Origin of the sequence: Haladaptatus sp. T7 (assembly GCF_026008575.1) — an archaeon.
Lineage (GTDB): Archaea > Halobacteriota > Halobacteria > Halobacteriales > Haladaptataceae > Haladaptatus > Haladaptatus paucihalophilus.
The window spans coordinates 1-15,569 of the sequence record NZ_BROP01000002.1 but is presented as its reverse complement, the minus strand read 5'-3'; the positions used below and the strand labels follow the sequence as shown (position 1 = coordinate 15,569).

Sequence of the window (15,569 nt, the reverse complement as noted above, 5' to 3'; positions counted from 1 at the left end):
GGTCGAAGCGGTTTATGCCGTCGCTCGAATTCGTGGCGTGTATGGGAACTCGAATCGGCGCACACGCCGCTGTCGTCGTGTCGCTTTTCGTCGTCTTCTCGGGTGGGGTAGCCGTCGCTGGCAGCGGGCTGACCGGGGCGGCCGCGGCAAATCCGTCGTTACAGCTCGGCCAGTACAAGGTGTCAACCAAGGACGTGACGGTCAGAACGTGGGCGCTCCGGAACACCACGGTGAACAACGCGACGGTGGACGAAGTTCACGTCGACACGCTACAGACCGAAAACGGAACCAAGCGCGACGTCACCCTCCGCAACGTCTCCATCGCGACGGTCCACATCCGCAACGGCACGCTGAAAAACGTGAGCGCGGACCGAATCGTCATCAGAAACCGCTCGATTTGGGACGTTCCGGGCGGCGACCTGTTCGACCCAGGCGTGAGTAACCGCGTTATTAAGCGACACGTGCTCGCAAACGTCACCGTCGAGGGAGCGAACCTCGACACGCTGAACGTGACGAAACTGACCGTCGTCAACACCACGGTTCCGAGACGCTCCGCAAACCCGCCCGTGTCGCCGGACGTGACGAACCCCGATACGGAGCCGAAACCCGCCGTCGAAATTCAAAACGCGAGCATCGAGTCCGGAATCGTTCGACAGGCCGACGCCGGTGAGTGGTCGGCCAGAACCGTCCGGTCGCGGAACGCGACGAACTGATCAGAGGAACGACGTACTTTCGACCGTTTCTCCCGCGGAGAACGCCGAACCGCCGAGTTCGAACCGTGGAACGCGTACGCCATCATCGTCGGTATCCTGCCGAAACACCAGTCCCGGTATCTCCCCGAACACCGCTCGGAATTCGTCTTCGGCGTCGGGGTCGGAAACAGCGAGTTCGACGCGCTCGAACCGCGCGTCGTCCCACGACCCGAGGTCGGCCTCCACGTCGCTTCCGTCGCGGTGCAGTTCGACGCGGAACCCCCACGGTGTCATGACGAACGTGCGTCTCCCGTCGCGGTCACGGACCGACCACCCCGCTTCGTTCGCCCGGTCACAAATCGCGTCGAAGTCGGAGGTACAGAGTCCGAGATGGTCGAAGTGCGGTCGCCGTCCCGGCGCAATCGTGACGTTGACGTAGCCGCGTTGGGCGTTCTGGAGGCGAAGGCGGAACCCGTCCGGAACCGGGTCGCTCGCGTCGAGTGCGTGAAATTCGCCATCGACCTGCCCGAAGCGCTGGTAGGGCGGCAGTCCGTGCGCGTCGAGTTCGGCTTCCGCGTGGCTCACGTCGGGCGTGTTGAAATGGAGATGAAAGAGTCGCGTCGGGGAGTGCATACCCGACACTGCTCGGCCATCTAAAAAGACGATTCGATTACTCTTCGACGTCTTCGGCTTCGTCGTCGCCTTCCTCTTCGAGTTCCTCGACGAGTTCGTCCTCGTCGATATCGACGTCTTCGAGGGCTTCTTCGAGGTCGGCACCGCCCATGCCACCCATTCCGCCCATGCCGCCCATCATACCGGCACCGGCGCCGTCGATGGTCTCCTGCACGATAACGCGGTCGAGGTCGAGGCGGTCGATGACGTCCTGTGCGATCTGCTGCTTCTGGAACATCCACTGCTGGTTCATCGACAGCTGCGGCGTCGCCTCGATGTAGAGGGTTTCCTTCTCGACCGTCTCGGTCTCCGTTTCGCCGTCCTCGTTCTCGACTTCTTCCTCTTCCTCGTCCGTCTGCAGCCACATGTCGAGGTCGGCGTCGATGTACATCGAGAAGAGGCCCTTCGCCTTCTCCTCTGCGTCCTCCACTTCGTCGACGATTTCGTACTCGTATTCGAGGTCTTCACCCGCGAGCGGGTGGTTGAAGTCGACGCGTGCGCGGCCGCCGATGATGGTCTCGACGTAGCCCTGCTGGCCGTCGACGTTGACGTTTGCGCCGGGGTAGCGGTCCTCCTCGGAAATCTTGTCGGCGCTGACCGTGCGGACCTCCTCGTTGTCGTACTCGCCGAACGCGAGTTCGACGGTAGCGGTTCCCTCGTCGCCCGCTTCCTTGCCGAAGATTTCCTCTTCGACGTCTTCGAAGATGTGACCGGCACCGAGGACGATGGTTCGGGGACCGAAGTCGCGGCCCTCCGTCTCTACGTCCTCTTCCTCGGCGACCTCTTCGCTGGTCGTGTCGACGAGATCGCCGTCCTCGACGGTTCGTGCGGTGTAATCGAGGTTGATGAAGTCTCCTTCCTGCAGCCCCTCCTGTGTTTCTGCGGTCTCTTCCTCGGTCGCGTCAGCCTCTTGTTCGTCACTCATACCCCAAACGACACCCGTTCGGCCCTTAAGAATCACGTTTCGCCTTCGCGAGGGAATTCGGTCCAAGGGTGACGTTTACATCGTCCCCACGAGTACTCTCGCCCGATGGAAACGCCAGAGACGGTCGCGTTTCTCGCGGGGTCGCCGGAGCGGTTGCGCTTGCTCACCCATCTCCGCGAGTCACCCGGGTCTCCGCGCGACGTCGCTGATTCGCTCGACGTCTCTCACCGGAGCGCCCAACGGAACCTCTCGGAGTTCGCCGACCGCGGATGGGTGCGAAAACGTGACGGAAAGTACGCCCTCACCCCGAGCGGCGAACTCGTCACGCGAACGCACGCGAACTACGTCGAGACGCTGGGGACCATCGAGCGGTTCGACGCGTTCTTCCGCCATCTCCCAGACGCGACCCACCTTCCCGACCCCGCGTGGTTGCACGACGCCACCCTCGTCGTCGCGTCGGCGGACCAGCCACAGGCCCCGGTGAGCCACTACGTGAGCCGACTCCGCTCGCGGAAGACCGACTCGATTCGGATGCTCGCGCCCGTCCTGAGCCGCCTGTATCACGACGTTCACGCGGACCTCGTGTTCGAGGGCGTCGAGACGGAACTCGTCATGCCCGCCGACACGCTCGAAACCGCGCGCTCGCTCAACCCGCTCGAATTCAGGCTCGTTCGCCGCGCCATCGACATCTACCGACACGATGGTCCCGTCGAGTTCGGGGTGACGCTCGGCGACGGGTGGGCGCTCGCGGGGGCCTACGACGATGACGGACAGCTTCGGGCGCTCGTGGAGTGTACTCATCCCGCCTTCTTCGAGTGGGCCGAGGAACTGTACCGACGGTATCGAAAGGAGTCCCGACCCGTCGGGTGACGGCACGCCGTTCCGAAGGTGATAAACCACGCGGAACCATTCGCCGGAGTATGGACGTTGCGTTGGGTGGGACGTTTGATCCGGTTCACGACGGACACCGGGCGTTGTTCGAGCGAGCGTTCGAGTTGGGCGACGTCACCGTCGGATTGACGAGCGACGACCTCGCCCCGGCGACTCGAAACGTGGATAGATACGTCCGCCCGTTCGAGGAGCGAAAGCGCGCCCTCGAATCCGAACTCCGAGATTTCGCGGACGACTACGACCGCGAGTTCGACGTACGGAAACTCACCGAACCGACCGGCATCGCCACGGAGGAGCAGTTCGACGTGCTCATCGTCTCCCCCGAGACGAAACACGGCGGCGAACGAATCAACGAACTCCGTGCTGAGCGCGGCTTCGACCCCCTCGAAATCGTCGTGGTCCCGCACGTCACGGCCGAGGACGGCGACATCATCTCCAGCACGCGCATCGTCGCCGGGGAAATCGACGAACACGGAAACCTGACCCCCGACAGCGACGGGCGCAACTGAGGTTCTTTCTCTTCTCTATCGGCTACCACGACGGCGGTTGAAGCCCCGCCTCTTCGAGGACCGTCTTCCAGCGCTGTTGAATCGTCAATCGAGAGACGCCGATGGCGTCCGCGACCGCCTGCTGTGAGCGCTGGTCGCTCTCGATGAGCGACCCCGCGTACAGACTGGCCGCGGCGACCGCGCGTTTCGAGCGGTCTTCGGGGTCCTCGGCGTCGGAGACCGTCGAGAGAAAGAGGTCCGCTGCCCGCGACCGAGCGGCGGTTTCGAGGTCGAGACGGTCGGCGGCCTGTTGGAGTTCGGCGAGCCACGATTCGTTTTCCACTTGGTCACGAGCCCGATACACGAGGAAAATTAGCGCGTCATCCGTTATAAACGCTCGTCCGAGGAGAACGACAGTTTCTTATCTCGCACCTGAAAAGCCCCTACTGCGTGCGGGTAGCCAAGCTAGGCCAACGGCGCAGCGCTTAGGACGCTGTCCTGTAGAGGTCCGCCGGTTCGAATCCGGTCCCGCACATTTTGCCACGAGCAACACCGCGAGTAGCAAAATTGCGCAGTGGATTCGAAGTACGGAAGAAGCAGTCTCACGAGCACCGCGAGTGAGGAAGCGTCTTCAGGTGGTTCGAATCCGGTCCCGCACATTTTCATCACGAATAACCGGGGAACACCGCGTAGCGTGTGCTCCCCGCAGCATGAGTGATGAAAATTGCCGAGCAGATTCGAAGGAGATCGAACGCAGTCCACAGCGAACGGATGTGAGCGAGCAGAACCGTTCGGGCGTGGTTCGAATCCGGTCCCGCACAGTTCCACCGTGAACACCGCAGAGCATGCGCTCGGGACGAAAATCACATCCCGCCGAGCGCACGGGACGACAAAAAATCGAAAGAGGCGTTCGCGTGGTTAGTGGGCCGAGAAGCCGTCGATCATACCGCCGCAGTCGGGACACGACACGTACTCGGTACCGGTGCTCTTGTGGCCGGTCGGGTTGCCGTTGCGGGTCGTCCGTGAGTTACCGCCGTGACGAAGGTCAGAATTACAGTATGGACACTCTTGCATGATACTCATCCACGCGTTGCGTGGTAACGATTGTCACAACAGTAGGGACTGTGATAAACTTTGTGTCGGCTTAATCGGGAGCGAGACCCCGTAATCAGGGTTACGACAGCGCTTTTCGGGCGTTCTCGACCGCGGCATCCTTCTTTGCGGGGTAGGCTTCGACTTTCGCGCGGAGGGTGATTCCGTCGCCGAGTTCGATTTCGTCGCGGTATGCGGCTTGCTTGTCGAGCGAGACGAAAAACGAGCAGTTGTCGTCCACGCGCTGGTCGAGTTCGTCGCGCAGGTCCTCGATGTCGTCGAGTTCGCGGAGCCTGCCGAGGATGTGGCGCATCTCGTCCGCGTTTTCCATCCGCGCCGAGAGGATGAGGATGCGGTCGCCGAGGTGTCCCTCGCTTTTCATTCGCTCTATTTCGGCGTCTTCGGGGAGGTACGCGCGGAGGGCGTCCTCGACGCGCTGGTCGTCTTCGGTCGCATAGCAGAATGCCCGCAGGTCGATGTAGTGAAACGGAACGCTAGCCATGTTGGTCAGTACGAATCCAAGAAAGAAAAGTTACTCCTCGTCCTCGACGGCCTCGAGGGAATCTTCGGGGATGCCCGTCTCCTGGCCGTCCTCGAAGCTGATGGTGTAGGTGGCGTCGCCGAACATGTTCTCCATGACTTGCGTGACCGTGCCTTCTTCGCCGTCGTACTCGCTGTGCTGGTCGTGCAGAATCACCGCGTCGTCTTCTTCGAAGCTCATACCGCCGGATAGCCCATCCGGTCGTAAAAACCGACCGATTCACGAGTGTCGCCGTCCGAAGGCTTATTTCGCCCGCCAGAATATCGTGGCATATGATTGGACTCCTCGCGCACTCGGATTCTCGCTCGTCCTCAGGGGCTGCCCGCGGTCAGTTATACGATGACGCTCGATGAGCTGTGGTTTCTCGCGACCGAGGCCGAACAACGGGCGGAACAGGCCTATCACCGTCTGACGGAACGACACACGGAGTTTCTGGAGTTCACGCGAAACTACGAGGTGTCCCGCGGTCGGTTTCGCACGCTCGCCAACCGCGTGTCCGAAAGCGGTGCACCGTACGGTGCACACACCATCGTCTACCGCCCGTCCCGCGAACTCCTCCTCGTCTGGCACGCCGGGGTAGATATGTGGGTACTCCCCGGCGGCGGCATTCAAGCGGACGAGACCTACCGCGAGGCCGCGGAGCGTGAACTCGGCGAGGAAGCGGGTGTCGAAGCCGATTACGAGGGATTGGCGATTGCGACCCGGACGGCGATTCGGTGCGGCGACTACTCGACGTGGGGCGTCCTCCCGGTGTTTCAGGCCTGTGCGGAAACGACGACGCCGACGCTGTGTGACCCCGACGGCGAGATAACGGACGCGAAGTGGTTCGCCGAACTCCCGGAGAACACCCGCGACCGCGAGCAACTGGTGCAGTGGAGAGAAGAGAAATTCAGTTCCCGTGCGTAACGCCGTCGCGGGAGTCGGCGTCCATCCGCCGAACCGCGGCGCGGGCGTTCCCTGATTCGTAGCCGAAGAACACGTCGTTACCGTAGGCGTCGGCGACCTCCGTGGCGTGAATGAGGTCGTCGATGTCGATATCCACCGCGTAGAGTTCGATGCTGAACGGCGCGTCGAGGGCGTCTTCGAACCCGCTGGCGATAACTTCGAGCCAGTAGGTGGTCGAATAGGCCATGTCGTACAGCGGAACGACGAACTCGTCCACGTGTTCGGAGAGCGCGTCCAAATCGAGTCCGGCCCGCTCGTAGAGGTGGCCGGGGTAGGGGTCGGGATACAGCGTCAGATACGTCTTGCCGGGGATTCTGTCGCTCGCCTCCGCGACGAACTCCGTGATGACGCTCGCGCGCCACGCCTTCCAGTCGTCGTAGCCGCTCGCCGCGAACTCCGATTCGCACTGCTCGCAGTGGCAGTATTCGGCCCGCGGGAAGCCCACGTCGTCCAATCGAACGTCGGGGTACGCCTCGGCGGCGTCGGAGACCATCTCCAACAGCCCGTCTCGGTACGCCTCGCGGGTCGGGCAGATGTACCCCCAGTCGAAGTAGGGTTGCTCGCGCGTGGCGAGTTCGCCCTCGTCGCTCACGGGAACCAGCGACGGGTCGTTTTCGGCGGCGGTGCTGTCGCCGAAGCACGAAATCATGTTCACGCCCGCCTCGACCGGTTCGGTTGCACGTCCCGTCACGTCCTTCATCTCGTAGAACCCACGCTCGAACTCGGGCCAGTCGAGTTCCTCGGGGTTTCGCGTCACCACGCCGTACATGGTTCGCCGTTCGGGTTCGCGCCGGTAAGACGTTTCGAACGCGGCATTCGACCCTCCGTCGGCTCCCCCCTCTTCAACCCCTTTCGAGTTCGCACCACAGACCTACCCCGGAGGAGACCCGATGCTCTAGTCCATGATTCGAACACTACTCGGCATCACGCGAGCCTGTTTGGGCGTCCTCCCGTCCGCGGCCCCCGGCGAGGACCGACCGCTGAAGGCGTTGCAGGGGTCCGGGAGTTCCTCGTTCGACAAGCTGAACATCCTGTCCCTGCTCGCGCAAGCGGGCTACGCCTTCCAGAAGGGTAACGCGAAGCGCGGCGCGCTCCTGCTCGGTGCGGCGACGATTGCCCCGAAGAGCAAGGAAGCGTCGTACCTCGTGCAGGGCGTCGTCACGCTCGACTCCATCCGCAAGCGACTGTCCTAAACGGCGGCCGCTGTAAACGGGTAGCGGCCGGGATGCGAAAAGTAAAGGATTGACTACCCACATTCTCCCGTATGGACTTCAGTCTCTCCGCAGAGCAGAAACAGATCCGGGATATGGTCGCGGAGTTCGTTGACGAGGAGATCAAACCTCGCGCGTCGGAAATCGACGAAACCGACGAGTTCCCCAGCGACCTCGTCTCGGAGATGGCAGACCTCGGCCTGATGGGCATGCCCTTCCCCGAGGAGTACGGCGGGGCCGGACTCGATTACCACTCCTACGCCATCGGTCTCGAAGAGATTTCGCGGGGGAGCGGCGGCCTCGGCACCATCGTCGCGGCCCACACCAGCCTCGCGGGTAACATGCTCTACGAGTTCGGGAACGAGGAGCAAAAACAGGAGTACCTCACGCCGCTCAACCAAGGCACCGACATCGGCGCGTTCGCGCTCTCGGAACCCGGCGCGGGAAGCGACGTCCCGGCGATGGACACCACGGCCGAGAAGGACGGCGACGAGTACGTCCTCAACGGCGGCAAACTCTGGATTTCGAACGGCTCCGTCGCCGACACCGTGACCGTCTTCGCCAAGACGGACCCCGATGCCGGTAACAAGGGAATCTCGTCGTTCGTCGTCCGCCCCGAGGAGGACGACGGCTTCCACGTCGAGGGAACCGAACACAAACTCGGCGACAAGGGTTGTCCGACGGCGGAACTCCGGTTCAGCGACCTTCGAATCCCCGAGGACCGCCTGCTCGGTGAGGAGGGCGACGGGTTCGTCCACGCGCTGAAGACGCTCAACGGCGGGCGTATCACCATCGCCGCGCGGAGCATCGGCCTCGCCCGCGCCGCGCGGGACGACGCGCTCGAATACGCCCAACAGCGCGAGCAGTTCGACCGGCCCATCAGCGACTTCCAGACCATCCAGCACAAACTGGCCGACATGGACACGAAGGTACAGGCCGCCAAACTGCTCATGCACCGCGCCGCCGACCGCAAGATTCGGGGCGAGGACTTCATCAAGCACGCCGCACAGGCCAAACTGTTCGCCAGCGAAATCTCGCGCGAAGTCGCCAACGAAGGGATTCAGATCCATGGCGGCTACGGCTACACGACGGATTTCGACGTGGAACGCTACTACCGCGACGCCAAACTGAACGAGATATACGAGGGAACGAGCGAAGTCCTCCGGAACACCATCGCGGCGCAGATGATGGACTGAGCTGAAGAGTGCTGAAAACGAAACGTGCGGTCGGTTCTTACTCCTTCGACACTTCTTCTTTCTTCTTACTCCTTCTCGCCGACGGGTTCGACCTGCTTTCCCGTCTCCTTGGGGATGACGTGCTGTTGGGCGTCCTCCCATTCCCGGTCGAGTTCGCGGCCGTCGAACAACCGGTCGAGGAAGACGGCGAGTCCGGCGACTTCGGAGTGCGGTTGGTTGGTCACGCCGACGTTCCAGTCGGCGGCTTCGTACACGTCGAACGAAACTTTCTCCGCCCCGACGACGACGAGGAGCGGTTCGTCCGCGTGTGCGTCCCGAATCTCGGTTTCCACGTCCTGTACGCGCTCGCCGTACATCGTGAGGTGGACGACGGTTCCCTCCCAGTTTCGGATGAGCGCCTTCTGACTGCCGGACAGTTCGACCTCGAACGGGCCGCCGAAGCGGTCGGTGATGTCGCGGATGGTCTCCTGCGATTGTCCCGCGTTGTCGGGAAGGACCACGCGGTCCGCACCCAACGCGCGGGCGGTGAGTCCGACGTGTGTGGTCATCCGTTCGTCGCGTCCGGGTCGGTGGCCGAGACGGACGACCGTGACCGACGGTTCGTCGTGCATACGCTTCGATGGCGGCCGAACGCGTTAGGAGGTTTCGAAATACGGATTGCGGTAACGCGACGTTTTTTCGACGGCGTTCCGGCAGACCGGAACACACTTCCCGGCCACAATCGCAGAACCGTGCATGCAACTCTCCGGTAAACGAGTTCTCGTAACCGGCGGTGCCGGTTTGGTTGGTTCCCAGATGGTCGACGACCTCGTCGCGGACAACGACGTGGTGGTCGCGGACGACCTCTCCAACGGAGTCGAGTCGTCCGTTCACGACGACGCCGAGTTCGTTCAGGCCGATTTAACCGACGAATCCGCCGTCGAGGCGGTCATCGACGGCTCCTTCGATGCCGTCTTCCATTTCGCCGCGGCGGATAAGTACGTCAACACCGACGACCCGCGGCCCCAGTTCGAGGAGAACGGCGAGATGACGTACAACATTCTCGAACGCATGGACGAGGTCGGCGTGACGAACTTCGCGTTTACGTCCTCCTCGACGGTGTACGGCGAGGCCCCGCGGCCGACGCCCGAAGATTACGCGCCGCTCGAACCCATCAGCATCTACGGGTCGGCGAAACTCTCGGAGGAGGCGCTCCTCTCGACGTTCGCCCACTCCTACGATTTCACCGTGTGGAACTTCCGATTCGCCAACATCGTCGGTCCGCGGTTCGGCGCGGGCGTCGTCCCGGACTTCGTGGAGAAGTTGGACGAGAACCCCGACGTGCTGACCATCCTCGGAAATGGATTGCAGGAGAAGTCTTACATGCACGTCACCGAGTGCACCGAAGCGATGCGCTACGTCGTCGAGAACGCCGACGATGCGATGAACACCTACAACCTCGGGACGCGGACGACCACCTCGGTCAACGCCATCGCCGACATCGTGGCGGACGTGATGGACCTCGACCCCGAGTACGAGTACACCGGCGGCGACCGCGGGTGGACGGGCGACGTGCCGAAGATGCGACTGTCCATCGAGAAACTGTCCGCGCTGGGGTGGACGCCCGCACAGAGCAGCGACGAAGCGGTTCGTCGGGCGGCCGAGCAGTTGTACGATAGACTCGACTGACCCGGATTCGGTCGAACCTCGTTTTCGAAAATCAGACCGAAAAGTCCGTCCGCGCTTCCACGTCCTCGTCCATGATTTCGAGCGTTGCGACGACGGTGTACTGGCCCGGACTGGGGTCCGGCCACTCACCCGGATAGGTCCGCTCCGTATCCGGGTCGAACGACTCGGATTGGAGCGCCTGCGTGAACATCTTTCCGTCGCTCGCGCGCCAGATCTCCGCACCGTCTTCGAGGACGGCGAAATCCGCCTTGAGTCCGCTTCTGAACGTCACGTTCCGCGAATCGGCGTCCGGGTTTCGAACCGTCAGTTCGAACTCGACGGCTCCGCCGGTCGGCGTCGCCGTCACCTCGCTTTCGAGCGTCATTATTTTCCGTACGATGTCCTGCCTCGAAAAGGTTGTCCTCCGGGTACACCCGGCCACTGCCTACCGTCGGTGGTTCACGTCCCGGAATTCCCCCGCTGGTGCCGAGAAGGTGCCGGTAAAAGCGCATCGTCGGTGCGATGCGGTGGTGGTATGCGATGCGGTGGTGTTATGCGATGCGATTGGTGGTGGGGTGAAGTGTCCGTTCAGATCGCGGAGTACACGTCGAGCAGGCCGTTACCCTGCTGGTTGCTGGACAGGCCGAGGTTCTCCGCCGTGTTGTTGAGTCGGCTTCGCGCGCCGGTGTTGGAGTAGCCGAGCTGTCCCATCAGGATGCCCGCGGCACCGGCGACGTGTGGGCAGGCCATCGAGGTACCCGAGAGAGTGTCGTAGCTGTCCCCGTAGTAGGTCGAGTAGATGCTGCTGCCGGGCGCGGCGAGTTCGACTTCCGGACCGGTACTGGAGAAGTACGAGAGGCCGTCCGAATCGTTCGTCGAGCTGATAGCCACGCACTCGCTGTACACCGCCGGATAGCCCACGCAGTTCGAGCACGGACCCGAGTTACCGGCCGCCGTGGCGAGGAACACGCCGTTATCGTAGGCGTACGAAACCGCGTCCTTGAGCGCCGAGGAACCGGACGAACCGCCGAGGCTCATACTCCCGACGTCCCAGCCTTGGTTCGCGACGTACTCGACACCCGCCGCGATATCGGAGTACGAACCGCTTCCGTTGCTGTTCAGGACTTTGACGGCGTGGAGCGTGGCCTCGGGCGCGACGCCGACGACGCCCTGTCCGTTGTCTTCGGCGGCCGCGATACCGGCGCAGTGGGTTCCGTGGCCGTTGTCGTCGTCCCAGCTCGACCCGACGTAGGACGTTCCGCTACCGAGGTTGTTGTCGAGGTCGGGATGCGAGGCGTCGATACCGGTGTCGATGATGGCGATGTCGGCACCCGACCCCGTGTACCCGGAGTCGTGGGCGGCATCCGCGTCCACGCGGTCGACACCCCACGGAAGCGTCTGTGCGTACGCGTGCATCGTCCCGTCTTCCTCGACGTAGCGTACCTCGCTTCGCTGTTCCAGTGCCGTGATGGCGCGCTTGGGTACTTCGAGCGTAACCGCGTCGAACGAGAAGTCGTGGTGAACCACCGATGCCGCATCGAGCGCCGCCCGTCGCCCCGATTCGCCCGTATAGCCGATGTTGACCCGTACTCTATCGCTCGGCTTCGCGTTTGCGAAACCGGTGACGGCGAGTCCTGCCGTCGCACCGCCTGTGACCTTGAGAACGTTACGTCGTGAAACGCCGTTTTTGTTGCGTGGCATTGCAGGCAAAACGATGAAGTATATTCTCTTAAATTTTTTTCTGAGATTATGAGATTAATTAGAACAGACTAAATTGTGAAATAATTTGTGCCGTTACCCACCGCCGTTCAGTTATTGCTCGAATCGAATCCCAGTGCTGCAGCGACGTCTACGAGGCCGTAGCCCTGTTCGTCGCTCGATAAGCCGAGGTCCTCCGCGGTGTCGCGCAATCGCTGTCGTGCGCCGGTGTTCGAGTAGCCCGCGGCCATCACTTGGGCGGCCGCGCCGGAGACGTGTGCCGTTGCCATCGACGTGCCCGAGAGGGTCTCGTAGGTGTCGTCCCAGTACGTCGATTCGATGTCCTGACCGGGTGCGGCGAGTTCTATCTCCGGTCCTCTGCTCGAAAAGCTGGCGATGTCGTCGCTTTGATTCGTCGCACTCACCGCGATGACTTCCGACGCCGAGGCCGGATAGCCGACGCAACCGCCGCTGCACGGCCCGGACCCGCCCGCCGCACCGACGAGGAGACATCCGTTGTCGTAGGCGTACTGCACGACGGCATCGACCGTCGAGGAACTCGACGACCCGCCGAGGCTCAGGTTGATGACGTCGTGTCCGTGGTCGGCCGCCCACTCGATACCGGCCGCGATATCGGAGTACGACCCCGCCCCGGTGCTGCTGAGAACCTTCACGGCGTGGAGCGTGGTCCCGGGCGCGACGCCGACGACGCCGCTGTAGTTATCGACGGCCGCGATAGTGCCCGCGACGTGCGTCCCGTGGCCGTTGTCGTCGCTCCACGAACTCCCGACGAAGGATTTCCCGGACCCGACGTTCGCCTGCAGGTCGGGATGGTTCGCGTCGATGCCGGTGTCCACGACCGCCACGTCCACCCCGGTTCCGGTCGCACCGTTCGCGGTTGCGACCTCGCCATCCACGCGGTCCACGCCCCACGGAAGGGTTTCGCCGAGGGCGTGCATCGTGCCGTTCTCCTCCACATAGGTCACGCCCGGTGCCGATTCGAGCGCGGAAATCGCGACCTCCGGGACACGAATCGTCACCGCGTCGATGCCCGAGAACTCCCGAACGACGTCGTTCGCCGATTCGAGAGCCAGCCGACGACCTGCCCGACTTTCGAACCCGATGTTCACTTCCCGAAGTTCGCGTTTTCCGGCGGCGACGCCGCTCGCACCGACGCCAACCATCGATACGCCGGTCGCTTTCAGCACGCTTCGTCGCGTCGCATTCTTGATTTCTTTCGACATCAATTCATATATAAAATACAACCACATAATATTTTCTAATATTGTATGAAAATATTGTCCGGGGGACGAGAGAGACGCTATTCCCGACTCTATGCGGATCGTTCCTTGCTCAAACAAGACGAAAGAGGGGGTCGTTCGGGTATCTTCGCCGTTCAGTTGTCGCTGGAGTCGTAGCCGAGCGCCGCGGCGACGTCGAGGAGGCCGCTTCCCTGCACGTTGCTCGACAGACCGAGGTCCTTTGCCGTGTTCAGGAGTCGGCTCTCGGCATCGCGGGCCGAGTACCCCTGTGCGATGAGTTGACCGGCGGCACCGGCGACGTGCGGAGTCGCCATCGACGTGCCCGAGTACGTGTCGTAGCCGCTGGGAACGGTCGAGTAGATGTCGGTACCGGGTGCGATGATGTTCACCTCGGGACCTTGACTGGAGAACGAGGACTGCTGGTCGCTGTCGTTCGAGGACGCGACCGTGATGGTCTCGGAGTACGCCGCCGGATAGCCGACGCAGTCGGTACACTGTCCGTCGTTTCCGGCCGCGGCGACGATGACGACTCCGTTGTCGTAGGCGTACTGAATCGCGTCGTGCAGGGCTTGCGAGCCCGAAGAGCCGCCGAGGCTCATGCTCGCCACGTCCCAGCCCTGGTCCGCGACGTACTCGACACCGGCCGCGATGTCGGAGAAGGAACCGCTACCGGAGCAGTCGAGAACCTTCACGGCGTGGAGCGTCGCTTGCGTCGAGACGCCGACGACGCCCTGCCCGTTGTCCACGGCGTTCGCGATACCGGCACAGTGGGTTCCGTGGTTGTTGTCGTCGGACCACGAGTCGTTACAGGAGTTACTGTTGCCGTAGAGGATACAACTCCCGGTGTATCCGCCGCTCCCACAGGAGACAAATGATTTGCCGCTACCGATGTTCGCCTGCAGGTCGGGATGGTCGTCGTCGATGCCGGTGTCGATGATGGCGATGTCGGCACCCGAACCCGTGTCACCGTTCGAGTGTGCGACCTCGGCGTCCACGCGGTCCACGCCCCACGGGAGCGTCTGACCGAGTGCTTCCATCGTACCGTTCTCCTCCACGTAGCGGATGTTCGGGTTCTTTTCGAGTGCCGTTACCGCGCGCTTGGGCACGCGAATCGTCATCGCCTCGATGGAATCGAACTCGCGGACGATTTCGTCCGCGCTGCTCCGGGCCATCGCGCGACCGCGTGCGCTCTTGAATCCGACGTTGACTTCCACTTTGTCCGTCGGCGCTGCCGACGCCAGGCCGGTTGCCCCGGCCGCCGCTAGCGAGCCACCTGTTACTTTGAGAATATTCCGCCGTGATACGCCATTGGCTTTCCTTACCATACCATTAGTCAGAACATCACATGGGTTTAAAAAATTAACTATTCTACTTTATATAAATATAATATCTAGGAAATTATACTTTAATCCGGCTACTAAACGTAGGATGACAATAGGTTGGGCCGACAATTACGTGAAAACAGTAGAAAACGTACTGTCGGTGATAGTCTGCCGTTCAGTTGTCGCTGGAGTCGTAGCCGAGTGCCGAGGCGACGTCGAGAAGACCCGAACCGGTCTCGTTGGCGGACAGCCCGAGGTCTTCTGCGGTCTGCTTGAGGGTGTCTCGTGCCTGCGTGTTCGACGCGCCGTTGGCCATCAACTGTCCGGCGGCACCGGCGACGTGCGGGCAGGCCATCGAGGTTCCCGAGAGAGTGTCGTAACCGCCGGGGACGGTCGAGTAGATGCTACTGCCCGGTGCGGCGATTTCGACTTCCGGACCGGTACTGGAGAAGTACGAGAGGCCGTCCGAATCGTTCGTCGAACCCACCGCCATCACTTCGGGGTAGGCAGCCGGGTATCCCACACAGTCCGTACACGGACCCGAGTTACCGGCGGCCGCGACGAGGAACACGCCGTTGTTCACGGCGTATTGGCACGCGTCTCGGAGCGTCGCGGAGCCGGACGAACCGCCGAGGCTCATACTCCCGACGTCCCAGCCCTGGTCCGCGACGTACTCGATACCGGCCGCGATGTCGGAGTACGAACCGCTCCCCCGCGAGCTGAGCACTTTGACAGCGTGAAGCGTCGCTTGCGTCGAGACGCCGACGACGCCCTGCCCGTTGTTCACCGCGTCCGCGATACCGGCACAGTGGGTCCCGTGTTCGTTGTCGTCGTCCCAGTTGTTTCGGCACGTCTTCTTGCCACCGCGACATTTGACGAACGATTTGCCGCTACCGATGTTCGCCTGCAAGTCCGGGTGGTCGGAATCGATACCGGTGTCGATGATGGCGATGTCGGCACCCGAACCCGTGTCACCGTTCGAGTGTG

Annotated in this window: 20 protein-coding genes and 1 tRNA gene; 8 read left to right on the top strand and 13 right to left on the bottom strand. The window is 62.6% G+C overall.

Annotation, left to right across the window (positions count from 1 at the left end):
* Positions 1–41 precede the first annotated feature (41 nt).
* Positions 42–713, top strand: coding sequence for a hypothetical protein (locus OPC11_RS06105; RefSeq protein WP_232423708.1), 672 nt, complete (start codon positions 42–44; stop codon positions 711–713).
* On the opposite strand, the gene OPC11_RS06100 is transcribed toward OPC11_RS06105, so the two are convergent.
* Both OPC11_RS06100 and OPC11_RS06095 read right to left on the bottom strand, forming a co-directional pair.
* A complete protein-coding gene (locus OPC11_RS06100) occupies positions 714–1,325 on the bottom strand; it encodes a hypothetical protein (RefSeq protein WP_264781341.1) in 612 nt (203 codons plus the stop codon).
* Positions 1,326–1,362: 37 nt separating this feature from the next.
* Entirely contained in the window at positions 1,363–2,289 is a 927-nt protein-coding gene (locus tag OPC11_RS06095) for a peptidylprolyl isomerase (RefSeq protein ID WP_007982871.1), read from the bottom strand.
* A 105-nt stretch (positions 2,290–2,394) separates the two neighbouring features.
* Between OPC11_RS06095 and OPC11_RS06090 the strand changes: the two genes are divergently transcribed.
* Positions 2,395–3,159 carry a MarR family transcriptional regulator gene (locus OPC11_RS06090; RefSeq protein ID WP_264781340.1) on the top strand — a complete coding sequence of 255 codons (765 nt, stop codon included), beginning with the start codon at positions 2,395–2,397 and terminating at the stop codon, positions 3,157–3,159.
* A gap of 50 nt (positions 3,160–3,209) precedes the next feature.
* A complete protein-coding gene (locus OPC11_RS06085) occupies positions 3,210–3,689 on the top strand; it encodes a phosphopantetheine adenylyltransferase (protein ID WP_007982868.1) in 480 nt (159 codons plus the stop codon).
* A gap of 22 nt (positions 3,690–3,711) precedes the next feature.
* On the opposite strand, the gene OPC11_RS06080 is transcribed toward OPC11_RS06085, so the two are convergent.
* A complete protein-coding gene (locus tag OPC11_RS06080; protein WP_069451150.1) occupies positions 3,712–4,032 on the bottom strand; it encodes a cyclin in 321 nt (106 codons plus the stop codon).
* Positions 4,033–4,118: 86 nt separating this feature from the next.
* Between OPC11_RS06080 and OPC11_RS06075 the strand changes: the two genes are divergently transcribed.
* Positions 4,119–4,203: transfer RNA gene (locus OPC11_RS06075), tRNA-Leu, on the top strand.
* Between the two features lie 383 nt (positions 4,204–4,586).
* On the opposite strand, the gene OPC11_RS06070 is transcribed toward OPC11_RS06075, so the two are convergent.
* From OPC11_RS06070 to OPC11_RS06060, 3 genes are all read right to left on the bottom strand, one after another.
* Complete coding sequence (locus OPC11_RS06070) at positions 4,587–4,742, bottom strand: hypothetical protein (RefSeq protein ID WP_154652468.1); 156 nt, start codon at positions 4,740–4,742, stop codon at positions 4,587–4,589.
* 100 nt (positions 4,743–4,842) lie between these two features.
* The gene (locus tag OPC11_RS06065; protein ID WP_264781339.1) at positions 4,843–5,262 is read right to left on the bottom strand and encodes an RNA-binding protein; all 420 of its coding nucleotides are present in this window, start codon (positions 5,260–5,262) and stop codon (positions 4,843–4,845) included.
* Between the two features lie 30 nt (positions 5,263–5,292).
* Complete coding sequence (locus OPC11_RS06060; RefSeq protein WP_007982862.1) at positions 5,293–5,481, bottom strand: hypothetical protein; 189 nt, start codon at positions 5,479–5,481, stop codon at positions 5,293–5,295.
* 159 nt (positions 5,482–5,640) lie between these two features.
* On the opposite strand from OPC11_RS06060, the gene OPC11_RS06055 reads away from it, so the two are divergent.
* Positions 5,641–6,207 carry an NUDIX domain-containing protein gene (locus OPC11_RS06055; RefSeq protein ID WP_264781338.1) on the top strand — a complete coding sequence of 189 codons (567 nt, stop codon included), beginning with the start codon at positions 5,641–5,643 and terminating at the stop codon, positions 6,205–6,207.
* Here the strand turns inward: OPC11_RS06055 and OPC11_RS06050 are convergent.
* Positions 6,191–7,015, bottom strand: coding sequence for a hypothetical protein (locus OPC11_RS06050; RefSeq protein WP_264781337.1), 825 nt, complete (start codon positions 7,013–7,015; stop codon positions 6,191–6,193). The genes OPC11_RS06055 and OPC11_RS06050 overlap by 17 nt on opposite strands.
* Before the next feature lie 133 nt (positions 7,016–7,148).
* Here OPC11_RS06050 and OPC11_RS06045 point away from each other — a divergent pair, with 133 nt between their 5' ends.
* Positions 7,149–7,439 carry a hypothetical protein gene (locus tag OPC11_RS06045; protein ID WP_007982856.1) on the top strand — a complete coding sequence of 97 codons (291 nt, stop codon included), beginning with the start codon at positions 7,149–7,151 and terminating at the stop codon, positions 7,437–7,439.
* Positions 7,440–7,510: 71 nt separating this feature from the next.
* Positions 7,511–8,653 carry an acyl-CoA dehydrogenase gene (locus tag OPC11_RS06040; RefSeq protein WP_007982855.1) on the top strand — a complete coding sequence of 381 codons (1,143 nt, stop codon included), beginning with the start codon at positions 7,511–7,513 and terminating at the stop codon, positions 8,651–8,653.
* Positions 8,654–8,718: 65 nt separating this feature from the next.
* Here OPC11_RS06040 and OPC11_RS06035 read toward each other — a convergent pair whose 3' ends face one another.
* On the bottom strand, positions 8,719–9,264 hold the full coding sequence (locus OPC11_RS06035; RefSeq protein WP_264781336.1) for a tRNA (cytidine(56)-2'-O)-methyltransferase: 546 nt from the start codon (positions 9,262–9,264) through the stop codon (positions 8,719–8,721).
* Positions 9,265–9,388: 124 nt separating this feature from the next.
* On the opposite strand from OPC11_RS06035, the gene OPC11_RS06030 reads away from it, so the two are divergent.
* On the top strand, positions 9,389–10,321 hold the full coding sequence (locus tag OPC11_RS06030; protein ID WP_007982851.1) for an NAD-dependent epimerase/dehydratase family protein: 933 nt from the start codon (positions 9,389–9,391) through the stop codon (positions 10,319–10,321).
* Positions 10,322–10,352: 31 nt separating this feature from the next.
* Here OPC11_RS06030 and OPC11_RS06025 read toward each other — a convergent pair whose 3' ends face one another.
* From OPC11_RS06025 to OPC11_RS06005, 5 genes are all read right to left on the bottom strand, one after another.
* Entirely contained in the window at positions 10,353–10,685 is a 333-nt protein-coding gene (locus OPC11_RS06025) for a BsuPI-related putative proteinase inhibitor (protein ID WP_007982850.1), read from the bottom strand.
* Positions 10,686–10,888: 203 nt separating this feature from the next.
* The gene (locus OPC11_RS06020) at positions 10,889–12,001 is read right to left on the bottom strand and encodes a S8 family peptidase (RefSeq protein ID WP_007982849.1); all 1,113 of its coding nucleotides are present in this window, start codon (positions 11,999–12,001) and stop codon (positions 10,889–10,891) included.
* A gap of 107 nt (positions 12,002–12,108) precedes the next feature.
* Positions 12,109–13,242 (bottom strand): S8 family peptidase, encoded by a 1,134-nt coding sequence (locus OPC11_RS06015; protein ID WP_264781335.1) that lies wholly within the window; start codon positions 13,240–13,242, stop codon positions 12,109–12,111.
* A 152-nt stretch (positions 13,243–13,394) separates the two neighbouring features.
* On the bottom strand, positions 13,395–14,585 hold the full coding sequence (locus OPC11_RS06010; RefSeq protein ID WP_264781334.1) for a S8 family serine peptidase: 1,191 nt from the start codon (positions 14,583–14,585) through the stop codon (positions 13,395–13,397).
* Between the two features lie 172 nt (positions 14,586–14,757).
* A partial coding sequence (locus tag OPC11_RS06005) for a S8 family peptidase (RefSeq protein ID WP_264781333.1) occupies positions 14,758–15,569 on the bottom strand: 812 nt, incomplete at its 5' end.

What these genes read in the sequence shown, in the direction of transcription:
- OPC11_RS06105 (WP_232423708.1), top strand. Translation starts at nt 42, where the DNA reads ATGGGAACTCGAATCGGCGCACACGCCGCTGTCGTCGTGTCGCTTTTC.
- OPC11_RS06100 (WP_264781341.1), bottom strand. Translation starts at nt 1,325, where the DNA reads ATGCACTCCCCGACGCGACTCTTTCATCTCCATTTCAACACGCCCGAC.
- OPC11_RS06095 (WP_007982871.1), bottom strand. Translation starts at nt 2,289, where the DNA reads ATGAGTGACGAACAAGAGGCTGACGCGACCGAGGAAGAGACCGCAGAA.
- OPC11_RS06090 (WP_264781340.1), top strand. Translation starts at nt 2,395, where the DNA reads ATGGAAACGCCAGAGACGGTCGCGTTTCTCGCGGGGTCGCCGGAGCGG.
- OPC11_RS06085 (WP_007982868.1), top strand. Translation starts at nt 3,210, where the DNA reads ATGGACGTTGCGTTGGGTGGGACGTTTGATCCGGTTCACGACGGACAC.
- OPC11_RS06070 (WP_154652468.1), bottom strand. Translation starts at nt 4,742, where the DNA reads ATGCAAGAGTGTCCATACTGTAATTCTGACCTTCGTCACGGCGGTAAC.
- OPC11_RS06065 (WP_264781339.1), bottom strand. Translation starts at nt 5,262, where the DNA reads ATGGCTAGCGTTCCGTTTCACTACATCGACCTGCGGGCATTCTGCTAT.
- OPC11_RS06060 (WP_007982862.1), bottom strand. Translation starts at nt 5,481, where the DNA reads ATGAGCTTCGAAGAAGACGACGCGGTGATTCTGCACGACCAGCACAGC.
- OPC11_RS06055 (WP_264781338.1), top strand. Translation starts at nt 5,641, where the DNA reads ATGACGCTCGATGAGCTGTGGTTTCTCGCGACCGAGGCCGAACAACGG.
- OPC11_RS06050 (WP_264781337.1), bottom strand. Translation starts at nt 7,015, where the DNA reads ATGTACGGCGTGGTGACGCGAAACCCCGAGGAACTCGACTGGCCCGAG.
- OPC11_RS06045 (WP_007982856.1), top strand. Translation starts at nt 7,149, where the DNA reads ATGATTCGAACACTACTCGGCATCACGCGAGCCTGTTTGGGCGTCCTC.
- OPC11_RS06040 (WP_007982855.1), top strand. Translation starts at nt 7,511, where the DNA reads ATGGACTTCAGTCTCTCCGCAGAGCAGAAACAGATCCGGGATATGGTC.
- OPC11_RS06035 (WP_264781336.1), bottom strand. Translation starts at nt 9,264, where the DNA reads ATGCACGACGAACCGTCGGTCACGGTCGTCCGTCTCGGCCACCGACCC.
- OPC11_RS06030 (WP_007982851.1), top strand. Translation starts at nt 9,389, where the DNA reads ATGCAACTCTCCGGTAAACGAGTTCTCGTAACCGGCGGTGCCGGTTTG.
- OPC11_RS06025 (WP_007982850.1), bottom strand. Translation starts at nt 10,685, where the DNA reads ATGACGCTCGAAAGCGAGGTGACGGCGACGCCGACCGGCGGAGCCGTC.
- OPC11_RS06020 (WP_007982849.1), bottom strand. Translation starts at nt 12,001, where the DNA reads ATGCCACGCAACAAAAACGGCGTTTCACGACGTAACGTTCTCAAGGTC.
- OPC11_RS06015 (WP_264781335.1), bottom strand. Translation starts at nt 13,242, where the DNA reads ATGTCGAAAGAAATCAAGAATGCGACGCGACGAAGCGTGCTGAAAGCG.
- OPC11_RS06010 (WP_264781334.1), bottom strand. Translation starts at nt 14,585, where the DNA reads ATGGTAAGGAAAGCCAATGGCGTATCACGGCGGAATATTCTCAAAGTA.